Genomic DNA, 20,060 nt, shown 5'->3' with positions numbered 1-20,060 from the left:
TCGCGGGCCGATGGATATCAGCAAACCCTGTTTCTTCGTCGGCATCGGCGGCAGCGGCATGATGCCGCTCGCGATGATCCTCGCGGGCCGCGGCGCGACTGTTGCCGGCTCGGACCGCAACCTCGACCAAGGCCGCGTGCCTGCCAAGTTCGACGACCTCGCGGCGAAGGGCGTCGCGCTGTTCCCGCAGGACGGCAGCGGGATCGTCTCGGCGGACCAGCTTGTCATCGCTTCCGCGGCGATCGAGGCGACCGTGCCGGACATGATCGCGGCGGATGCGTTCGGCTGCACCCGCTCGACCCGCGCGGCCATGCTGGCGTCGCTGTTCAACGATAGCCGGCTACCGATCGGGGTGGCGGGGACGAGCGGCAAGTCGACCGTCACCGGGATGATCGGCTGGATCCTGCACGCCGTCGGGCGCGATCCGACGGTGATGAACGGCGCGGTGATGAAGAACTTTGCCACGCCCGACTCCCCGTTCGCCAGCGCGCTGGTCGGAGAGGGTGAGGCTTTCGTCAGCGAAGTGGATGAGAGCGACGGGTCGATTGCCGGCTATGCGCCGAAGATCGCGGTGCTCAACAATGTCAGCCTCGACCACAAGTCGTTGGAGGAACTGCGCGTGCTGTTCGGGGACTTCGTCGCGACGGCCGAGACGGCGGTGGTGAACGCGAACGATCCCGATGCGGCGGCACTCGCCTCGCGGCTGCCGCGCGGTCAGATCACCACCTTTGCGATCGATGCGTCGGCGGATCTACGTGCCGAGAACCTCAAGCCGGAGCCGTTCGCTATCCGCTTCGATATCGTCTCGCGTGGCGTTCGGACGCCGGTGAAGCTGGCCGTGCCGGGGCGGCATAACGTGTCGAATGCGCTGGCTGCGATCGGGGCGGCGATGGCGGCGGACGTGTCGTTGACCGATGCGGTCAAGGCGATTGCTGGGTTCACTGGGCTGCGTCGTCGCTTCGACCTCGTGGGAGAAGCTCGCGGGGTCGCAGTGATCGACGATTTCGGGCACAACCCGGATAAGATCGCGGCGACGCTCGACACGCTCCACGCGTTTCCGGGACGCTTGCTCCTGTTCTTCCAGCCGCATGGCTATGGGCCGTTGAAGGTCATGGGGCGCGAGTTGGTCGCTACGTTCGTCGAGCGAATGGCGGAGGACGACGTGCTCGTCCTGCCCGACCCCGCCTATTACGGCGGGACGGTCGCGCGGGAGGTCACCAGCGCCGACATCGTCGGGCAGATCGTCGAGGGTGGTCGGGTCGCGCGGTACATCGCCGACCGTGCCGAGGCTGCCGCGGCGCTGGTCGCGGAGGCGCGGCCAGGCGACCGGATCGTGGTGATGGGCGCGCGCGACGACACGCTGAGCGTGCTGGCGGCGGGAATGGTCGACGCCTTGGCCGCTACCTGATACAGAGCAAGACAGGAGACCGCCCATGTTCCGCCGCCTGTTCCTCGACCACCCCGCCACCGTCGGGGAGAGCTATGCCGAGCATTTCGGCGTCGCCGGACGGTTCGGCATGACGATGATCAAGGGCGGCCTCGGCGCGCTGGTCCACGCGTTCGTGCCGGCGCTGTGCAAGACCCGCGGGAGCGACACGGTCGCCGAACTGCACCGCCAGATGGTGCTGAAGCGCGGCGCGGTTGCGGCCGATCAGACGCAGATGAAAACGGTCGAATTCATCATCTGACGATCTTTAGGAAGCCCGCCGGCTTCCAAAGGTTAGGATAAGGTCACACCCAGGGCGCGTTTGCAGCCACGGCTGGTCCGCGTCCTTCCCCTCCGTCACCTTCGGTGCCACCTCCCCCTGGCGGGGAAAGATCGAGGTGGCCTGTAAAGCGACGTTGACTCGCTCGTCATGACATGACAAGTTTCCTTTACTGATTCGAAAGGACACTTGACCATGCATAAGAGTCCCGCTCTCCGCCGTTACAATTACACTGTGTTGGGCCTCAGCCTCGCTTACATGGGCGCGCTGTTTGGCATCGTTGCTCTGTTCAGGACCCGTCCGCCCCACGGGGCCCTCGCGTATGCCGCCGCCATCCTGCCGGCGCTGCCACTGGTCGGAATTTTTCTGGCCTGGGGTCGCTATCTCACTGACGAGCCGGACGAATATATCCGAATGCTCACGATCCGACAGACGCTGATCGCGACTGGCTTCATGCTTTCGGCGACGACGATCTGGGGATTTCTAGAAAGCTTCGGCTTGGCTGTGCACATCCCCGCCTATGCGGCCGGTATCCTGTGGTTTGCCGGACTAATGCTGGGCGGTTGTGTCAATATCTTCGCGGTGCGGACCGGCCGCTCATGAAGAACCGCCTCAAGGTGCTGCGTGCCGAGCGGGACTGGAATCAGGGCGACCTGGCCGACCGTCTCGGAGTCTCGCGGCAGAGCGTGAATGCGATCGAGACGGGGCGCTATGATCCGTCGCTGCCGCTCGCGTTCAAGATCGCCGAACTGTTCGACCTCAGCATCGAAGACATTTTCACTAGCCCGTCGAAGGAGTCGTGACATGATTTCGCAGTTCAAAGCCCGTCTCGCCGCTACCGCCGTAACGCTGATGATCGTCCTGAATCCGGCGGCGGGCCACTCGCAGGCTGCGACGGCCGCCGCGCCGAAGGTCGATGCGGTCGAGACGCAAATGCCGCACATCTCGGTGCAGACGATCGGCAAGGGCACGCCCGTGATCCTCGTTCCAGGGTTGTCGTCTCCCCGCGCGGTGTGGGCGGGCGTCGTGCCCACGCTCGCCAAGTCACACCGCGTGTACGTGGTGCAGGTCAACGGCTTCGGCGGCGACGATCCGCGTGCGAACCTGTCGCCCGGCATCCTCGATGGGATCGTCGGCGACCTGCACACGCTGATCGCCCAGTCGAAACTCGGCAAGCCGGCGATCGTCGGGCATTCGATGGGCGGGCTGGTCGCGCTGATGCTGGCGAAGGCGCATCCGGAGGACGTCGGCAAGCTGATGATCGTCGATTCGCTGCCGTATATCGGCGAGATCTTCGCACCCGGCGCGACGGTGGCGGCGCTCGAACCGCAGGCCAGCGCGATGCGCGCCGGGATGGCCGCGGCGTACGGGAAGCCGGCGAACCCCGCGGCGAACGAGGCGCTTGCCGCGCGCATGGCACTGAAGCCGGACTCACGCGTGGCGGTTGCCGGCTGGGCGGCGAAGGCGGATGCGCGAGTCTCGGCGCAGGCGATGTACGAGGACCTGACGACCGACCTGCGTCCCGACATGGCGTCGATCGCCGCGCCGATCACCTTGGTCTATCCGTGGAACGCGGTGGGGCCGACCAAGCCCGCTGCCGACGCGCTCTATCGGAAGGCTTACGCGACGGCGCCACACGTGACCTTGGTCGACATCGGCGATGCCGCGCATTTCGTGATGCTCGACCAGCCTGCCGCGTTCCAGGCTGCACTCGACGCCTTTCTCCAGCGCTGAGGCGCGGCTAAGGTGTCGGCATGACCGATACCGCCACGCCGCCTGCACCGACGCCTCCGGCCAAGGAGCGCCCTCGCCTCGCCTATCATCACACGCCCGCGGCCGAGGGCGTGACGGGACCGACGATCGTGTTCCTGTCGGGCTATGCGTCCGACATGATGGGGACCAAGGCGGTAACGCTGGAGGCGTGGGCGAAGTCCGAGGGGCGCGCGTTCCTGCGGTTCGACTATGGTGGGTGCGGGCAGAGCGAAGGCGCGTTCGAGGACCAGACTTTGGTCGACTGGCGCGACGACGCTTTGGCGATGATCGATGCGCTGGTGGAGGATTCGGCGATCCTCGTCGGATCGTCGATGGGCGGCTGGCTGATGCTGCTGGCGGCGAAGATGCGGCCCGATCTGGTGAAGGGGCTGGTCGGGATCGCGCCGGCGCCCGACTTCACCGACTGGGGCTTTACCACCGACGAGAAGATGGCGCTGCTCAGCAACGGCCGGATCGAGCGCAAGAACCCCTATGGCCCCGAGCCGACGGTCTATACGCGTCCCTTCTGGTCGTCGGGCGAGGCCAACCGGCTGATGTTCGGCGAGATTGCGTTCGACGGCCCGGTCCGGCTGGTCCAGGGGCAGCGCGATCCGGACGTGCCGTGGCATCGTACCGCGCGCCTTGCCGAGCTGTTGCGTTCAGCCGACGTGCAGACGTGGCTGGTCAAGGACGGCGACCACCGCCTGTCGCGTGACAGCGACATCTCCCTCATCATCCGGGCGGTGGAGGATGTGATCGCCGCTTTATGATCCTGATAGTGTTGCTTGCCGCTGCGCAGGCCGCCGCCCCCAGTCCAGCCGCCGCCCCTGCTGCCGGACCCGTCGATGTGCAGGGTGGTCGGTTCGCTCGCTGCGCCGCCCTGACGCAAAGCGACCCCGCCGCCGCACGCGCCGAAGCGGGTCGCTGGCGAATTAGCGGGGGACGGTATTTCGCGCGGCAATGCGCCGGGCTCGCCTTCGCCGCCGAAAAGAACTGGCCGTCGGCAGCAGCCGAATTCGAGGAAGCGGCGCGGGAGGCTCAGATCGCGAAGGACACGCGAGCAGCCAATTATTGGGCACAGGCGGGCAATGCATGGCTCGCCTCGGGGCAGCCCGCCAAGGCGCGTGTCGCGCTCGATTCGGCGCTTACCGCGGGATCGCTGACCGGACTGCCGCTGGGTGAAGCGCAACTGGATCATGCGCGCGCGCTGGTCGCGGCGGGAGAGCTAGATGCGGCGCGGAGCGATCTCGATCTAGCGCTGACCACCGCCGGCGCCGATCCGCTTGCGTGGCTGTTGTCGGCGACGCTAGCCCGTCGGATGGGCAACATTCCGCGCGCCAAAGCAGATATCGCACAGGCCTTGAAGCGCTCGGCCGACGATGCGTCGGTTCAGCTGGAAGCGGGGAACATCGCGGCGTCGGCTGGCGACGAAGCGGCTGCGCGGGAGGCATGGGGAACGGCTGCGAAATTGTCGCCGACGACCGATGTCGGACGCAACGCGGTTATGGCGCTCAGGCAGTTCGACGCTGCGAAATAATCCGGAATGCTGGGCCAGTCGTTAACGACCGGCCCGATCGGGATATCAGCGTCGAACCATCGTGCTGCGTGCGATCTTGCTCACCAGACCGGGCAGACCAGGATAGCTCGCCTTGTGATACGGCGAGAGCGCGTCGAGTTCGGCGGTGATCCGCCGGTGAGCCTCGCCCAGTGCGTGGTAGGGTAGACCCGGCAACAGGTGATGCAGCGCGTGGTAGCGCAGACCCACAGGTGCCCAGAGCGCGGGCAGCAACGCCGGCGGCGGGACGTTGACCGTATCAAGGTACTGCGCGGTTACCGTCATCGGCTCGCCGTCATTCTCCCACAGATGCGCAACGAGCGTACGGACCTGGTTGAGTACCGCGAACGCCGAGGCGACCGCGAAGATCGTCACGAACGCACGGAGCGGTAGTACGCCGGTCACGGTGATCGCGATCAGCGTGATCGCCCACAGGCTCGCGGCAATCTCCAAGCGGTCCCAATACGCCTTTGCCTCACCTTCGGGGGCGCGGCGGCGGAACTGCGGGTTGATCGCAAGGGCCGAATAGCGCTCGACGATCATCGTCCGCAGCTTGGGCGACAGCAGCGAGATCGGCGACAGGATCGCGAACCGGATCAGCAGCGCGATCGGTGCCAGCGCCGATACGACGATGAACAGCGGCAGCGTCCACGGCTTCATGAGCGCGAGCGGCAGATATTCCGGATCCTCGACCGTGCCGTAGCGGGTCTTGGCGTGATGGAGGTTGTGGACGCCCTCGTACATGAAGGACGGGGTCAACAGCGGAATGCCGACCAGCACGTTCCAGCCGAGCCGGAAGTTCGGGACGGACGCATGCTTCATGTGGCTGACTTCGTGGATGAAGCTCAAACCACGGTAGAGCCCTAGCATCGCCACGATGCCGGCTACGATCACCACTGGCGTCGACGTCGAGGTGGCCGCCACTGCCAGTGCACCGTAGCCGACCACCATCGATGCGATCAGGTCGGCCCAGTAAATCGCCGGGCGCGGCTTCACGAGATCGCGCGTCAGGTCTGCGGCTGCACGCAGCATCGCCTTGTCGTCGGCAACGCGCTCCATCCCTCCGACACGGGGCGAACCCGCGGGAGTGGAAGCTGGAGCGGCCGTGCCGCGAGCGAGGCTGAGCGATGTGTCCATGGGCATATCCATTGCCCGAAGATAGTGGCGGTACCGTGGCATTTACAGGCCGCACGGATGCCGCCGTGCCGGAGGAAACCCGATCACTCTGACAGGGTCTTGCGATGACGCACGTGTCACTCGCCTTTATTCGCTTCGCTGGGTAGACACGCGCAACTGCGTATTTGGGAACCCGACATGGCAAAGCTCATCATTCGACCGGTCGAGACCAAGAAGGACCGCAAGATCTTCATCGATCTGCCGTTTCGTCTCTATGCCGACGATCCCAATTGGGTACCGCCTTTGAAGTCGGAAGCGCTGGGACTGATCACGCCCGAGAAGAACGGCTGGTTCAGCCATGCCAAGGCGCAGTTGTTCCTGGCCGAGGAGGACGGCCGCGTCGTCGGGCGCATTTCGGCGCATATCGATACGCTCGCGCTGACGATGCCGCCCGAGCAGGGGTTCGGGCCCGGCGTCGGCCAATGGGGCCTGATGGAAGCGGAGCGGCAGGACGTGTTCCAGGCGCTACTGGAGCGCGCCGAGGCATGGCTGCGCGAGCAGGGCATGACGCGCGCGCTGGGGCCGATCAGCATGTCGATCTGGGAGGAGCCGGGCCTGCTGATCGACGGATACGACCATCCGCCGACGATCATGATGGGCCACGCCAAGCGCGAATATCGCGGCTGGATCGAGTGGGCGCAGTACCGTCCGATCAAGCAGCTGATGACCTATGAGGTCGACGTCACGAAGCAGTTCCCGCCGATCGTCCAGCGCATCATCAAGTCCGGCGAGAAGAACCCGCGGATCAGCGTCCGCAACGTCGACAAGACCAAGTTCGAGGAGGAGGCGGCGATCATCCTGTCGATCCTCAACGACGCGTGGCGCGACAATTGGGGGTTCGTGCCTTTGACCCCGCCGGAGATCAAGGACGTGGGCGTGAAGCTGAAGCCGATCGTGTTCAACGACCTGATCCGGATTGCCGAGCTGGACGGCAAGCCGGTCGCGTTCATGATCACGCTGCCGGACCTCAACGAGGCGATCAAGCCGCTCAACGGGAGCCTGCTGCCGTTCGGTTGGGCGAAGCTGTTGTGGTGGTTGCGCAAGCCCAAGGTGCGGACGGTGCGCGTGCCGCTGATGGGGGTGGTGAAGGAGTTGCAGGCGTCGCGGATGGCGAGCCAGCTGGCCTTCATGATGATCGAATATATCCGCCGCGCGTCGGTCGAGAATTACGGTGCGCAGCGGGCTGAGATCGGCTGGATCCTGGATGACAACCAGGGGATGCGGTCGATCGCCGAGACGATCGAGAGCCGGGTGAACAAGGTGTACCAGGTGTACGAACGGGTGCTTTAGGTAAGAGCGGGAAGCGTTATCGGCCTGAGATAGCGTGTTCCCCCGCGAAGGCGGGGGCCCAGTCTGGGCTCCCGCCTTTGCGGGAGAACAAGGAGGCGAGGACTGCTCGGCATTGTCGCGCCGCCCTACTCCCGTTTCCCATTGCCAAACGGAAGCTTGAGGGTGACCGCAGCCCCCTGCCCGCTCGCACCGGGTAGCTGCGTTCGGATCGCGTGGACGTTGCCCGTGCCGCCACCCGGCAGCCGGAACGACAGCGGGTCCCCCCGCGGCGGCTGGACCGGTTCGGGAAGCGTCGCCAGCCTCTGCTCGGTCGAACGCGCGCAGACGACGATCTCGCCATCGGGGTCGGTCTGGACCGGACACGGCATCGTCGACCGAACAGGCCGCTTGCGCAATTCGGGTGGAAGCGGCGGCCCGGCTACCGCTTGGAGCAGGAGCAGACCGGCCAGCATCTAGAACCGCCGGGAAATGCCGGCGTATACCCGCGCATCAGGCGTGTTCGCGTTCAACCCCGCCGCACCGAATACGTCGAACTGGAGATTATCGTTCGCCATCCATGCCAGCGACAGCGCCGCGACCGCCTGCGTCTCATGCTCCTGCGGATCGTCGTCGCGGAGCGCCTGCATCTCGCCGGTCAGCGTGAAAGCCTTGTCGAGCTTCACCGCGAGGCCAGCCGTCGAACTGTACGCGAGATGCCGACCATTGCTGTCCTGATCGACCGCCGCATCGATCTCCGGAGTCAGATCGAGCGAGACCGTGTCGGATATCTCGTACGTGACGGGAACGAGGAACCCTGCGCCCCAATCGCCGGCGCCGATCGACGAGCGCCCGACCGGCAGCGTCACGAACGGCAGCACCGATACCGACAAGCCGGCGCCGTCGGGATTGTGGAGGTTCGCCTTCATCCCGAGCGACACGTCACCGACCCCGTTGACCGAATCCACGCCGGTCGAATCACGCATCCGGTCGTGCCCGAACGGCGTCCAGCCGATCCGCGCCTCGATCGAGTCGCTGACGCCGACGCGAACCAGCGTATCGCCGAACAGGATATTGTCCTCGCGCGAGCCCGGCTGGTCGTCGCGCGTCCAGTCCGCAATCGACGTCTCGACCGAAATCTTTCCGGGCGCGATCGTGCAGGCGGGCGTATCGATGCCAGGACGATCGGGGCAATATTCGCGGTCCTGCGCCATTGCAGTGCCGGACAGGCTCGCCAACGCGATACCAAGAAGCAGCCGCCTCATCGCAGGCGGACCCAGGTCGGCGCGTGATCGCTCGCCTTTTCGCGCCCGCGATAGGCCTTGTCGACGCCGGCATCGATCATCCGGTCGGCCGCCTGCGGGCTGAGCAGCAGATGGTCGATTCGGAACCCGGCGTCGCGCTGCCACGCGCCGGCCTGGTAATCCCAGAACGTCCAGACGCCGCCCTTGGGGAATTGCGTCCGCAGCGCATCGGTCCAGCCCTGTGCGACGAGCGCGCGGTAGTGCTCGCGACTTTCGGGCTGCATCAGCGCGTCGTCCTGCATCGCGCGGACCGAGAAGGTGTCGTCGTCGTTGGCGATGACGTTGTAGTCGCCCGCGAGGATGGCCGGCTTTTCCTCCGCGAGCAGGACGCGCGCGCGGGCCGCGAGACGGTCCATCCAGCGGAGCTTGTAGTCGAACTTCGGGCCGGGCTGCGGGTTGCCGTTGGGCAGATAAAGCGCGGCGACAATCAGGCCGTCGATCTCCGCTTCGATGTAGCGGCTGTGCTCGTCCTCGGGTTCGCCTTCGAGACCGCGCTGGCGGACGACGGGCGTACCGCTCTTGGCGAGGATCGCGACACCGTTCCAGGCCTTCTGGCCGTGCCAGACCGCGCCGTAGCCGGCGGCCTCGATGTCGGCGATCGGGAAGGTGTCGTCGCTCGACTTCAATTCCTGGAGACAGACGATGTCGGGCTGGTCTTCGGTGAGATACTCGATCAGCCGCGGCAACCGCGCCTTGATGCCGTTGACGTTGTACGTGACGATTTTCATGGCAGTCTCAGACCGAGAAGCTGGAGCCGCAGCCGCAACCCGATGCGGCATTGGGGTTCTCGACCTTGAATGCGGCACCGGCAAGCGACTCGACGTAATCGACCGCGCAACCTCGCACAAGATCGATGCTGACGCTGTCGACGACGAGCTTCACGCCGTCATGCTCGGCGATCACGTCGTCGGACTCGACCGAATCAGCGAACCCGAACTTGTACTGGAACCCGGAACAGCCACCGCCGTCGACCGAGAGTCGCAGGATCGCCGGCTTCCCCTGCTTGACGGCGATCGCCGCTACGCGCGCCGCGGCGGAGGGGGTGAGGATGATGTCTTGGACCAGCGTTGCCATGCGCTGGAGATAGGAGGTTGCAGTAGCGGCGGCAACCTTGGGGTTGATCAGTCCTGCGCGGCGGGGCCGCTAGTCGAAACCGGGATCGCGTTTACCGAGCGGTCCTGTGCGGCGAGGAGATAATCCGCGGTCGTCAAGAACGGTACCGGGTTGACCGCATGGCCGTCGATGCGGACTTCGTAATGAAGATGCGAGCCGGTCGAGCGGCCGGTCGAGCCCATCAGCGCGATCAGCTGGCCGCGAACGACGCGGGCGTTATCGCCGACGAGGATCTTCGACAGATGGCCGTAGCGCGTCGCGATGCCCTTGCCGTGGCTGATCTCGACCATGTTGCCGTAGCCGCCCTGGCGACCGGCGTGTGCGATGATGCCGTCGGCTGTGGCGTAGATCGGTGTGCCGATCGGACCGGGAATATCAACGCCGGCATGCATTGCCGCGGTGCCGCGGAACGGATCGGAGCGGATGCCGAAATTGCTGGTGAACGAGAGCGAGTGGACCGGCTGAACCGAAGGGATCGCGATCACGCCCTGCTGCGTCGCGTCGAGCTTCTTCCAGGTCTGGAACAGCGTGCGGAACTGCGCGTCGGCGCGGAGATCGGCGGTGGCTTCCTCAGTGTTCGCGGCGATCATCGGACCACCGATTGCAGCGACGTGGTGCGCTACCTTCGAAGCAACGACCTGGGCCTCGGCAGTCGCGCCGACCGTAGTCATTCCCATCACTGTTGCGGCGATCGCCAAACGGCGGAACGTGAACGATTTGGACACCATCGATACGGCCTCGAGGCGCGTCACGATGGCTGCTGCGGTAAATTCGACCATTGGTCCCCGACACAAAAATGCAGGGCCGTTCGCTTCCAGGCGGACGGCTCCGAAACTCTGTCCTGACTCGCAGCCCCTCCGCGCACCAGACAGTGTGGGTTAGGCCGGATACCGCCGTTCCGGGCAATAGCCCCGCACGGTCGGCGCGGCGGAGCGGCAGGTTGATGCGGCGAGTTGATGCGAATTGGGACGATTGCGAGGGAACAGGAAGCCAACGACGACATCGGACGTGAAATGTCGGCGAATCTCCGAACGTTACTGCGGGCTGTTCAGAGCGCCTTGGCGGCGGCCAGAACCGCCTCGGCATGCCCCGCCACACGGACCTTGTGCCACGCCTTGGCCAGTGTCCCATCGGCGCCGAACAGGAACGTCGCGCGCTCGATCCCCATGTACTTGCGACCATACATCGCCTTCTCGACCCACACGCCGAAAGCCTCGCAGGCGACACCTTCGACATCGCTGGCAAGCCGGACCGTAAGTCCATGTTTTGCCGTGAATTTTGCGTGCGACGCTGCACTGTCTTTGGACACGCCGACGACGGTTATGCCCGCCTTTGCGAACGCGTCGGAAAGTGCGGAGAAGTCCTTCGCTTCGGTGGTGCAACCGGCTGTGTCGTCCTTCGGGTAGAAATACACCACCAACGGCGCGCCGAGGCTCGCGAGCGAAACCACGGCGTCATCGATCGTCAGCGATACGTCGGGGATCATCGAACCTTCATCCATGCTGCTCTCCCGTCACCTGCACCCAGAACCGGCGGACCTCCTGCCGCGTCGTTTCGAGCGTGGCAACCACCGCCGCCCAGTCCGTCACCCCGATTGCGCGGGCGATGAGATTCTCGGTGGCATGCCCCGGCGGCGCGGCATCGGGTGCGACGAGCCGCAACGTCACGAGCAAACGCGTGAGGACGTCGTGCGCCGGGCGGAGCGACGGCGGGACGAGCCCTTCTCGAATCAATGCATCGATCGCGCCACCCAGGTTGGGGTCGAACCCGGTCCTGTTCACGAGTTGAACCACATGGGTCGCGAATTCGAGATCGACCAGACCACCGGGGAGCAGCTTGGCGTCGAGTGCGCCCTTGGGCGGCTTGTGCGCGGCCATGTCGCTGCGCATCGTTCGCGCGTCCGCGATCACGTCACGCGCCGGTCGATCGCCTTCGAGCACGTCGCGGACGATAGCCGCCACCGTATCCCGAGCGTCGGCCGATCCGAACACCGGGCGGGCGCGGGTGAGCGCCATGTGCTCCCAGGTCCAGGCATCCTCGCGCTGGTAGCGGGCGAAGCTGTCGAGCGTGACGACCAGTGGCCCCTGCCCGCCCGATGGTCGCAACCGGGTGTCGATCTGGTACAGCGGGCCCGCCGCCGTCGCGACCGACAGCGCGCCGGTCAGCCGCTGGGCGAGACGATTGTAGTAGAGCGTCGCGCCAAGCGGTTTGGGGCCGTTGGACTCGGCGGAGAAGTCGCCTGTAAACAGATAGATGAGATCGAGATCGGACGCGTGGGTCAGCATCGCGCCACCCATTCGACCTAGCGCCAGCACGACGAGTTCGCTGTCCGGCACGCGACCATGCACCTTGGCGAATTCCTCTATCGTCGCGGCTGCGAGGACGCCGATCGCCGCCTCCGCGATGCGTGCATAGCCTGCCGCGACGTCCAGCGGGTCGGACACGCCGGCGACGATCTGTGTCCCGAGCGCGAATCGAAGCTCGCCGACGACGCGGCGGACATGGTCGAGCCGGGACTGATAGTCGCCGCCCGCCTCGCCCGCGCGCATGATCGCTTCGAGCGCCGCGACGTCCCCAACCGGCTCGAACGCGGTCGCATCGATCAGTCCGTCGAGCAGATCAGGCCGACGACCGAGATCGTCCGCGAGCGTGGGCGCATGGCTGAGGATGGCGGCAAGCAAAGTCGCCAAGCCCGGTCGCGCCTCCAACAAGCGGAAGATGTTGATCGCGCTCGGCAGGCGTTCGAGCAATGCGTCCAATCGGAGCAGCGCCGCCTGTGGGACAGGAGCAGTCGCCAACGCAGGAACCAGCGTCGGCAACACCGCCTCCAACGCCTCACGCGCGGCCGGACTGCGCAGCGCAGGATAGGCGCCACCCCGCCACGCCTCGATCCGCCGACGTGCCGGTTCGGGTTCGTCGAACCCTGCCGCAGCTAGGTCAGCTTCCAGCGTCACCGCGTCATGCGAGAAGGCGGGGCGGACAGTATCGTCGAGCGCGTCGTAGATCCGGCCGGTCGCCGTCACGCGCGGCTCGAGCAACGCCAACAGCGCGCCCGAATCGTCCAGCCCGTGCAGTTTCGCCACGCGGTGGAGTGCATCGCCAGTCGGCAAGGCGTGCGTCTGGCGATCGTCGATCATCTGGACGCGGTGCTCGATCGTCCGGAGCAGCGTGTAGCCCTCGATCAACGCAATCGATTCGTCGGTACCAATCCAGCCTGCTTCGGCCAGTCGGGATAGGGCATCGCGGGTTGCGGGCGCGCGCAGGGCGGGATCGCGACCGCCGTGAATCAGCTGATGAATCTGCGCGAAGAACTCGGCCTCGCGGATGCCGCCACGACCGCGCTTCAGGTCATAGCCGGGGCCGAATGCCTGGCCTTGCGAATGATGATCGCGGATCCGCGCGGAGATGCCGCGGATTTCGCCGATCGCGCCGAAATCGAGCGCGCGACGCCACACGAACGGACGGATCGCGTCGAGAAATCGCTGGCCTAGCGCGATGTCACCGGCCGCCGCACGCGCTCGAATGAACGCGGCGCGTTCCCAAGGCAGCGCCTGTGCCTCATAATAGGCGATCGCCGCATCGACCGGCAGCGCGATCGGCGTGATCTCGGGCGATGGCCGCAGGCGGAGGTCGACGCGCAGGACATAGCCGTCGCCATCACGCGCCTGGAGCAGTTCGACGACTCGCTTGCCGATCCGCACCGCCGCTTCTTCCGGCTCCTCGCGCGGACGCCGGGGCAGCGTCGCCGGGTCGAACAACAGGATCGGATCGATGTCCGACGAATAATTGAGTTCGCTGCTGCCCTGCTTGCCGAGCGCGATCGCGACGAAGCCGCGTGGTTCGGCGCCAGGGGTCCGTTCCTCGATCGCGGTGCGGATCGCGGTGTCGAGCGCATAGTCGGCAAAGCGGGTCAGCGCGCCGGTCACCGCGGTGAGATCGAGAACGCCTGCCAGATCGCCGATCGCGACGTTGAGCGCCATTGCGCGCCGTTCGATCCGCAGGCGACGCGCGACCGGCATGTCGGCTTCGGCACTCGACAAGGAGAGGTCCAGCTTTCCTGCCGCCAGCGATCGCGCCAAGTCCGGCTCGCGGTTGAGGACCATCGCCAGGAATGGGGACCAAAGTCTTGCGCGGTCGAGCGCGGCGTTTATCGCCAGTTCAGGTGAGACTAAAGCCATGCGTCATCGCTATAATCCGCTGTCTACGCGTGTCACGACAAAGCAACGAAAACGCTATTGGCCCGTTGTAGCGAACATGACTTACGCATTCCTCACGATCAGGCGCGAAGAGAACGGCCAGCAGGTCGTGCGCCGCCCCCGCGCGACCGACGTGATCGGTCACGCGCTGCGTGGCGCGTTCGACGACACGCACTCGGTACCCGACGATATGATGATGATGTTGCGCCGCCTGGACGCGATGCCGCATCGCCTAAACTGAGCGATGCGGCGTTCGTTAATCGGGACTAGCGACCGCGGCTGAGTTCTTCGACATCGCCCATGATCGAATCAAGCGCCGTCTTGCTCGTGTCCGTCTCATGATCCCGTCGCGACGGTAGCGAACCATCGGTCAGTATCGTCTCGAGCGCAACACGACCACGCGCAACGCGGCTCTTGATCGTCCCGACGGCTACGCTGCAGATTTCGGCGGCTTCTTCATACGCGAAGCCACCCGCGCCCACGAGGATCAAAGCCTCGCGCTGCGGCTGAGGGAGATGCATCAACGCACGCTGCATATCGCCCAGCTCGACGTGACGATCCTGGCTCGCAGGCGCAGCGAGGATACGGTCTGCGACCAGATCGTCCCACTCGCCCTTGAAGCGCGCACGCCGCATCTGCGACAGATACAGGTTGCGAAGGATGATGAACGTCCAAGCGCGCATGTTCGTCCCGGCCTGGAACCGAAGACGCGCGGCCCAGGCCTTGAGCAGCGTTTCCTGCACGAGATCGTCGGCGAGATCGCGGCTGCCCGACAACGAGCGCCCGAACGCGCGCAAATGCGGGATCACCTGGGCAAGCTGAACCTTGAACTCGGCATCCGACAAGGAAACATGCTCGACCGGCTCGACAACATCATCCATTTCGTCGTCCACGGGCGAAGCAGGCTGGGTCATGGTAATCCGATCAATCCCGATAAAACACTGCCGTACGCGGACGACAGACATAGGCACAGGTCGCGGGAAATACCAGCGACCTGCTCATAATCCGGCTCAGCGCAGGATTATAAAGCCAAAGATAACAATGACCAAGACGAGGGAGATCGCCAGGATGTACCGGGTCATGTGCGGCGTGGCGCCAGCCCGTGCATCCTCGGTATCGATATGAATTGGTTCGTTCGGATCAGCCATAATCACCAAACTCGCGAAAAACGTTTTGGGTCCGTAACTGTCTTGCGGTCACGAACCCGATACGCATTGCCGCCTTCAGGCGGTCGGGACGGTCGCCTGGTCGAAGAACAGCGCCTGGCTGATCGCGGCCTTCACGGTCGACCGCTGGAACGGCTTGGTGATCAGGAACGTCGGCTCGGGGCGCTCGCCGGTCAGCAGGCGCTCGGGGAACGCGGTGATGAAGATCACCGGGACCTCGAACTCGGCCAGGATGTCCTTGACCGCGTCGATGCCCGAGCTGTCGTCGGCGAGCTGGATGTCCGCAAGAACGAGACCGGGACGCGTTTCCATCGCCAGCGCGACGGCTTCGTCACGCGTGACCGCAACGCCAGTGACGTCGTGACCGAGATCGCGAACGATCGTCTCGATATCCATAGCGATGATCGGCTCGTCCTCGATGATGAGAACCTTGGCGCGGGTCTGGTTTTCGATCTCGGACAAGGCATCCGCGACCAGATCGTCGACTTCGCTGGTATCGACCTCGATCAGATACGCCGCGTCCTCGGGCGTGAAGCCTTCCATCGCGGTCAGCAGCAGCGCCTGACGCGACAGCGGAGTCATCCGTGCGAGGCGAGCGCGGGCGACGGCTTCGTGACCCTCGGCATCGCTGACGCTCTCGTCACCGACCTCGTCGAAGTTCGCCGAGTTCCAGATCGCCTGGAACATCCGGTACAGGCCGAGACGGGGATCGACGTCGCGGGGGAATTCCTCAGGCGCGGCGACGATCGCCTCGAGCGTGGCGCGCACGTATTTGTCGCCGTGCATCTGGCTGCCGGTCAGGGCCCGGCCGTAGCGCCGCAAAAATGGAAGGTGCGGTGCAAGTTGCTGTCCAAGAGACATGGGTAACGAATACTCCCTGATCCTACGCGGCCCCTCATGTGTCGGGTGGCTCGCGTCATTGCAATGGTGTCGGTCGAAAATGCCCCGTGTCCACGCCATCGCCGCCAGGTATCGGCTGCGATCGAGCGGAGATGCGTATTTTTCGCTCGGGTGTGGAACCATCCAGACGCTATTTGGTTTCACGAACATCTTTCGCGAGTATGTAGTCCGGTGCCCAAGGGCGCAGTTTTGCTCGTCATCACATATTGGTTTGCGTCGTGCAGGGGGAAGTTTTGAGTTTGGGCCACGACACGGAGAAGACAGTGCCTGCAACGAAACCCGCCAAGGTCCCTGATAAGGACCAACAAATGGGCTCGGCGCTGCGTTCGGTGTATCAGAAGACCGTGGACGAGACGATCCCGGACGACCTGCTCGAACTCCTCGGCAAGCTGGACTGACGGTGGGCCGCGAGCCCATAGCGACCGCTGTAGATACGACCTCCCCGGAGCCAGCGCCGCTAAATAAACGTCGCCTGCTGTCCGCGATGGGCAGTTTGCCCACCGGCGCTAAACTTTTTCTGATCATCAGTGCGGCGCTCTTGCCGTTGGCCTTGATCGCGGTGTTTGCCACGTTGCAAACGACGCGGCTGGCCGATGCAGAGGCGCGTGCCCGGTTACGCGTGACGGCAGACGAAAGCGCGCGCGCCATCGCGATCGAACTCGTCGGCGACATGACCGCGCTTCGGGTTGCGGTGAACGCGCTCGGGACCGATCCTGCTGATGCCCCGAGTTGCGCGCGCGCTCAGGGCGTGTTCGCCCAGCAGTCGTCGGCTGGTACGCGCTTCATCATCACCGACCGCGCCGGCCATGTTCTGTGCGGCGTTCCGCTGCCCAACCCGGTGACCGTGCGGCAGGACAACATGCCCGTCGCCGCAGCGATCGTTCCCGACAACGGACTCATCCTCGCGATTTCCGGACCTAGCGGCGACACGTCCGCCCGCGCCTTCTTCCCACGCGCCTTCCTGGAGAAGATCGGACGTCCCTCGACTCGAGCGTCGGCATTCAGCAGTGCGATCGTACTCGATGAGGACGCGCTTCACCTCGAAACGATCGCCGACGAGCGCCCGCTCGATCGCATGGAGACTATGCGGACTGAGCTCGGTGTCGCCGGGCTCGCGTTGAGGACGAGTATCCGCAGCGCACCCGTGACGTCATCGCTGATCGTGGCGATGCTGTTGCCGCTGCTCATGTGGATCGCTGCGGCGAGCATAGCGTGGTTCGTGGTCGACCGGCTTCTGATCCGCCCGCTCCGCCGCCTGCGCGGTGCGGTGGCCGCCTTCACACCCGGCGAGGAACTCGACTTCGGCACCGTACACACGCTGCCCGCACAGGAAATTCGCGAACTGGGAGAAACCTTCCAGTCGATCAGCCGGACGGTTGCGCTGCACGAAGCCGGCCTTGCCGAAGGGCTCGTGCGCCAGACCAAGCTGACGCGCGAGGTGCACCACCGCGTGAAGAACAATCTTCAGGTTATCTCCAGCCTGATCAACTTCCACGCCCGCAGCGCACCAAGCCCCGACGCTACCGCAGCTTACTCGTCGATCCAGCGCCGCGTCGATGCGCTGGCCGTGGTTCACCGCAATCACTTCGCCGAGCTCGAGGAAAACCGTGGCCTGAACCTTCGGACGATGATCGGCGAGCTTTCCGCAAATATCCGCGCGACCGCGTCGGATCGCTCGCATGGTTTGGGCATCACGCTCGATGTCGATCCGTATCTGGTCAACCAGGACGTCGCGGTCGCGCTGGCGTTTCTTGTGACGGAGACGATCGAACTGGCGATGAGCTGCGATCCGGCGGCTCAGATCAGGATCGTGGTGAAGCCGGCTGACAAGCTCGCCGACAAACCCGACCGGGCGGTTGTTCGCGTCGTTTCGCGTGCGCTGGTCGAGAGCGATGCATTCCGAGAGGCCCTGTCGCGCTATGGTCGCGTCATGGAAGGCCTGTCGCGCCAGTTGCGATCGCCTTTGCACCACGATCCGCTGGTCGGCGCGTACGAGATCGCCTTCGCCATTACCGGGCGCGACTAGGCCTTTTCTGCAACGTCGGCTGATCCATATCAGACGACGCATTTAATTGAATAGATTCGAAGAAAAGCGGGAACCGACCATCGCCGTTACCGTTCTACACTTCGGATAGCGACTTTATGCCCCCCCGCTCTCGCTATCCAGAACACAGGCCCGGTAGTACACCCTCCCCCCCCTGGTGATGCTGCCGGGCCTTTATTCCAAAAATAGCCTTTTCCTGCCGTGCGTTGGTTCCAGCGGCGGAACGAATGGCGTCCCCGAACATTCCCCCTCCCGTGGCATTCAAGCCCTTCTTGGAGGAAGTATCATGCGTAAGTTGGTTGGACTGGCGATTGTAGCCAGCGCGTTGATGGTGTCGGCATGCAACACGGTCGAAGGCGCAGGCAAGGACGTGAGCTCGGCGGGCAAGACCGTCGCAAAGACCGCGAACAACGCCAAGTAAGCCTTTGCGCTTATGATAATGAAAAGGGGCCCGGTGCACATGCACCGGGCCCCTTTTTCGTACTGGCCTTGCGGTTCGTATAGGCCCCGCGGCGGGTCAGCTCTCGACGATGTCGGTGGAGTCGCCCTCGACCGCTTTGGCCTTCGCCCGGCTGCGCTCGGTGAACCAGATCCCGATCAGTGCGAGTTCGTACAGGATCACCAGCGGGATCGCGAGCAGCAGCTGCGAGCCGATATCCGGCGGCGTCAGCACCGCTGCAATCGCGAACGCCGCGACGATCGCATAGCGCCGCGCGCCGATCAGTTGTTTGCGCGTGACGATCCCTGCCCGCTCCAGCAGCATCAGCAGGACCGGCAACAGGAACGAGATGCCGAAGCCGAACAGGAACTGCATCGTGAACGAGAGGTAATTGCCGATCGCCGGCAGCGCTTCGCGGTGAATGCCACCGACCATGCCGTCGAAACCGAGCAGGAAGTGCAGCGCCATTGGGATCGCGACGTAATAGGCCATCGCAGCACCCGTTAGGAACAGCACCGGCGTCGCAAGGATGAACGGCAGCAACGCGCCGCGTTCCTTCTTGTACAGGCCGGGTGCGACGAACTGCCACACCTGGTTCGCGATCACCGGAAACGACAGCATCATCGCGGCGAAGAACGCGACCTTGATCTGGACGAAAAACGCCTCGAAGATCTCGGTATAGATGACCTTGTTCTGGCCGGCTGCGAGCAGCGGGTGAACCAGGAAGCCGAAGATGTTCTCGGCGAAATACATCGCCACTGCGAACGTCACGACCAGCGCGGCGATGCAGTAAAGCAGCCGCCGCCGTAGCTCGATCAGATGGTCGAGCAACGGCGCCCGGCTTTCGTCGATCTCGCTCATGTCTGGCTTTCGGCGTTATGGAGGATAGTCACGCCCGCTGCGTTCACGATGACGCCACGTCGGACTTGCCGGTCTTGTCGCCGGGATGGGGTGCGGTCGCGGCTGGCGTATCCAGCGGTCCGTCGAACAGGTCCGGACCGCGATCCGCCAATGGCTTATGCTCCTGCTCGGCCGGTACCGGCGAAGCATGCTCCGAAGCAGCAGCCACCACGGGTTTCTCGACCATCACCGGCTCATCGGTATGATCGACGGACCGATAATCGCGACGGTGCTCCTCCGTCTCCGGCGAGTGCACCACCTGCGTGGTATCGGCCGTCGAGTCCGTGCCCGTCTGTGGATGCTCGCGCATGATGCGTTCGTTTTCCGACGCCCAGCGCTTTTCCATCTCTTCGAGTTCGGCCTCGCGGACCATCGAATCGAAGCCCGAGCGGAATTGCCGCGCGACGCCACGCGCCTTGCCGACCCAATAGCCGACCACGCGCATCGCCTTGGGCAGATCCTTGGGACCGATCACGACGAGCGCGACGAAAGCCACGAGCAGAAACTCGGAGGGCGCGATATCGAACATTCAGCCGCGCCTAT

General features: G+C 64.8%; 25 protein-coding genes. 12 read left to right on the top strand and 13 right to left on the bottom strand.

Going from position 1 to position 20,060, the window contains the following annotated elements; translation table 11 throughout:
- Positions 1-10: 10 nt before the first annotated feature.
- From ASE82_RS00590 to ASE82_RS00560, 7 genes are all read left to right on the top strand, one after another.
- The gene (locus ASE82_RS00590; RefSeq protein WP_056057540.1) at positions 11-1,408 is read left to right on the top strand and encodes a glutamate ligase domain-containing protein; all 1,398 of its coding nucleotides are present in this window, start codon (positions 11-13) and stop codon (positions 1,406-1,408) included.
- A gap of 25 nt (positions 1,409-1,433) precedes the next feature.
- Entirely contained in the window at positions 1,434-1,688 is a 255-nt protein-coding gene (locus tag ASE82_RS00585) for a DUF6356 family protein (RefSeq protein WP_056057537.1), read from the top strand.
- A gap of 213 nt (positions 1,689-1,901) precedes the next feature.
- Positions 1,902-2,309 (top strand): hypothetical protein, encoded by a 408-nt coding sequence (locus tag ASE82_RS00580; protein ID WP_056057533.1) that lies wholly within the window; start codon positions 1,902-1,904, stop codon positions 2,307-2,309.
- Complete coding sequence (locus tag ASE82_RS00575) at positions 2,306-2,509, top strand: helix-turn-helix transcriptional regulator (protein ID WP_056057530.1); 204 nt, start codon at positions 2,306-2,308, stop codon at positions 2,507-2,509. The genes ASE82_RS00580 and ASE82_RS00575 overlap by 4 nt, the downstream gene beginning before the upstream one ends.
- A gap of 1 nt (position 2,510) precedes the next feature.
- On the top strand, positions 2,511-3,440 hold the full coding sequence (locus tag ASE82_RS00570; RefSeq protein ID WP_056057527.1) for an alpha/beta fold hydrolase: 930 nt from the start codon (positions 2,511-2,513) through the stop codon (positions 3,438-3,440).
- A 20-nt stretch (positions 3,441-3,460) separates the two neighbouring features.
- Complete coding sequence (locus tag ASE82_RS00565; RefSeq protein WP_056057524.1) at positions 3,461-4,228, top strand: alpha/beta hydrolase family protein; 768 nt, start codon at positions 3,461-3,463, stop codon at positions 4,226-4,228.
- Positions 4,225-4,995, top strand: a complete 771-nt coding sequence (locus ASE82_RS00560; RefSeq protein ID WP_156348713.1) for a hypothetical protein — start codon at positions 4,225-4,227, stop codon at positions 4,993-4,995. Before ASE82_RS00565 ends, ASE82_RS00560 begins: the two co-directional genes overlap by 4 nt.
- A gap of 45 nt (positions 4,996-5,040) precedes the next feature.
- Here ASE82_RS00560 and ASE82_RS00555 read toward each other — a convergent pair whose 3' ends face one another.
- Positions 5,041-6,150 carry a fatty acid desaturase family protein gene (locus ASE82_RS00555; RefSeq protein WP_056057521.1) on the bottom strand — a complete coding sequence of 370 codons (1,110 nt, stop codon included), beginning with the start codon at positions 6,148-6,150 and terminating at the stop codon, positions 5,041-5,043.
- A 177-nt stretch (positions 6,151-6,327) separates the two neighbouring features.
- Between ASE82_RS00555 and ASE82_RS00550 the strand changes: the two genes are divergently transcribed.
- Positions 6,328-7,479: an N-acetyltransferase gene (locus ASE82_RS00550; protein ID WP_056057518.1), complete on the top strand. Its 1,152-nt coding sequence runs from the start codon at positions 6,328-6,330 to the stop codon at positions 7,477-7,479.
- Positions 7,480-7,604: 125 nt separating this feature from the next.
- Here the strand turns inward: ASE82_RS00550 and ASE82_RS00545 are convergent, their stop codons facing one another.
- From ASE82_RS00545 to ASE82_RS00515, 7 genes are all read right to left on the bottom strand, one after another.
- A complete protein-coding gene (locus ASE82_RS00545) occupies positions 7,605-7,931 on the bottom strand; it encodes a hypothetical protein (protein WP_056057515.1) in 327 nt (108 codons plus the stop codon).
- A complete protein-coding gene (locus tag ASE82_RS00540) occupies positions 7,932-8,720 on the bottom strand; it encodes a transporter (RefSeq protein ID WP_056057512.1) in 789 nt (262 codons plus the stop codon).
- On the bottom strand, positions 8,717-9,487 hold the full coding sequence (gene xth / locus ASE82_RS00535; RefSeq protein WP_056057510.1) for an exodeoxyribonuclease III: 771 nt from the start codon (positions 9,485-9,487) through the stop codon (positions 8,717-8,719). Before xth ends, ASE82_RS00540 begins: the two co-directional genes overlap by 4 nt.
- Before the next feature lie 7 nt (positions 9,488-9,494).
- On the bottom strand, positions 9,495-9,833 hold the full coding sequence (gene erpA / locus ASE82_RS00530) for an iron-sulfur cluster insertion protein ErpA (RefSeq protein ID WP_056057508.1): 339 nt from the start codon (positions 9,831-9,833) through the stop codon (positions 9,495-9,497).
- A 47-nt stretch (positions 9,834-9,880) separates the two neighbouring features.
- A complete protein-coding gene (locus ASE82_RS00525; protein ID WP_235524311.1) occupies positions 9,881-10,651 on the bottom strand; it encodes a M23 family metallopeptidase in 771 nt (256 codons plus the stop codon).
- A 269-nt stretch (positions 10,652-10,920) separates the two neighbouring features.
- Complete coding sequence (locus tag ASE82_RS00520; protein ID WP_056057505.1) at positions 10,921-11,373, bottom strand: peroxiredoxin; 453 nt, start codon at positions 11,371-11,373, stop codon at positions 10,921-10,923.
- Entirely contained in the window at positions 11,366-13,975 is a 2,610-nt protein-coding gene (locus ASE82_RS00515) for a bifunctional [glutamine synthetase] adenylyltransferase/[glutamine synthetase]-adenylyl-L-tyrosine phosphorylase (RefSeq protein WP_156348712.1), read from the bottom strand. The genes ASE82_RS00520 and ASE82_RS00515 overlap by 8 nt, the downstream gene beginning before the upstream one ends.
- Positions 13,976-14,126: 151 nt before the next feature.
- On the opposite strand from ASE82_RS00515, the gene ASE82_RS00510 reads away from it, so the two are divergent.
- A complete protein-coding gene (locus tag ASE82_RS00510) occupies positions 14,127-14,309 on the top strand; it encodes a hypothetical protein (RefSeq protein ID WP_056057498.1) in 183 nt (60 codons plus the stop codon).
- Between the two features lie 25 nt (positions 14,310-14,334).
- Here the strand turns inward: ASE82_RS00510 and ASE82_RS00505 are convergent, their stop codons facing one another.
- The 3 genes from ASE82_RS00505 to ASE82_RS00495 form a co-directional block, all read right to left on the bottom strand.
- Positions 14,335-14,982 carry a sigma-70 family RNA polymerase sigma factor gene (locus ASE82_RS00505; protein WP_056057495.1) on the bottom strand — a complete coding sequence of 216 codons (648 nt, stop codon included), beginning with the start codon at positions 14,980-14,982 and terminating at the stop codon, positions 14,335-14,337.
- Between the two features lie 96 nt (positions 14,983-15,078).
- Positions 15,079-15,216 (bottom strand): hypothetical protein, encoded by a 138-nt coding sequence (locus ASE82_RS19655; protein WP_162236661.1) that lies wholly within the window; start codon positions 15,214-15,216, stop codon positions 15,079-15,081.
- A 75-nt stretch (positions 15,217-15,291) separates the two neighbouring features.
- Positions 15,292-16,095, bottom strand: a complete 804-nt coding sequence (locus ASE82_RS00495; RefSeq protein WP_056057492.1) for a response regulator — start codon at positions 16,093-16,095, stop codon at positions 15,292-15,294.
- Positions 16,096-16,397: 302 nt separating this feature from the next.
- On the opposite strand from ASE82_RS00495, the gene ASE82_RS20225 reads away from it, so the two are divergent.
- The 3 genes from ASE82_RS20225 to ASE82_RS00480 all read left to right on the top strand — a co-directional run bounded on the left by ASE82_RS20225 (position 16,398) and on the right by ASE82_RS00480 (position 18,599).
- Positions 16,398-16,532 carry a NepR family anti-sigma factor gene (locus tag ASE82_RS20225; protein WP_268795387.1) on the top strand — a complete coding sequence of 45 codons (135 nt, stop codon included), beginning with the start codon at positions 16,398-16,400 and terminating at the stop codon, positions 16,530-16,532.
- Positions 16,533-16,618: 86 nt separating this feature from the next.
- Positions 16,619-18,160, top strand: a complete 1,542-nt coding sequence (locus ASE82_RS00485) for a sensor histidine kinase (RefSeq protein ID WP_056057485.1) — start codon at positions 16,619-16,621, stop codon at positions 18,158-18,160.
- Between the two features lie 304 nt (positions 18,161-18,464).
- On the top strand, positions 18,465-18,599 hold the full coding sequence (locus tag ASE82_RS00480; protein WP_056057480.1) for an entericidin A/B family lipoprotein: 135 nt from the start codon (positions 18,465-18,467) through the stop codon (positions 18,597-18,599).
- 96 nt (positions 18,600-18,695) lie between these two features.
- Here the strand turns inward: ASE82_RS00480 and tatC are convergent, their stop codons facing one another.
- On the bottom strand, positions 18,696-19,478 hold the full coding sequence (tatC, locus tag ASE82_RS00475) for a twin-arginine translocase subunit TatC (protein ID WP_056057478.1): 783 nt from the start codon (positions 19,476-19,478) through the stop codon (positions 18,696-18,698).
- Between the two features lie 43 nt (positions 19,479-19,521).
- Positions 19,522-20,046 carry a Sec-independent protein translocase protein TatB gene (gene tatB, locus ASE82_RS18700; RefSeq protein ID WP_082440940.1) on the bottom strand — a complete coding sequence of 175 codons (525 nt, stop codon included), beginning with the start codon at positions 20,044-20,046 and terminating at the stop codon, positions 19,522-19,524.
- Positions 20,047-20,060: the final 14 nt, after the last annotated feature.

Origin of the sequence: Sphingomonas sp. Leaf230 (genome assembly GCF_001421745.1) — a bacterium.
In the GTDB taxonomy this organism is placed as follows: domain Bacteria; phylum Pseudomonadota; class Alphaproteobacteria; order Sphingomonadales; family Sphingomonadaceae; genus Sphingomonas.
The sequence above is the reverse complement of the archived record's forward strand: the minus strand, read 5'-3'. Positions and strand labels throughout refer to the sequence as shown.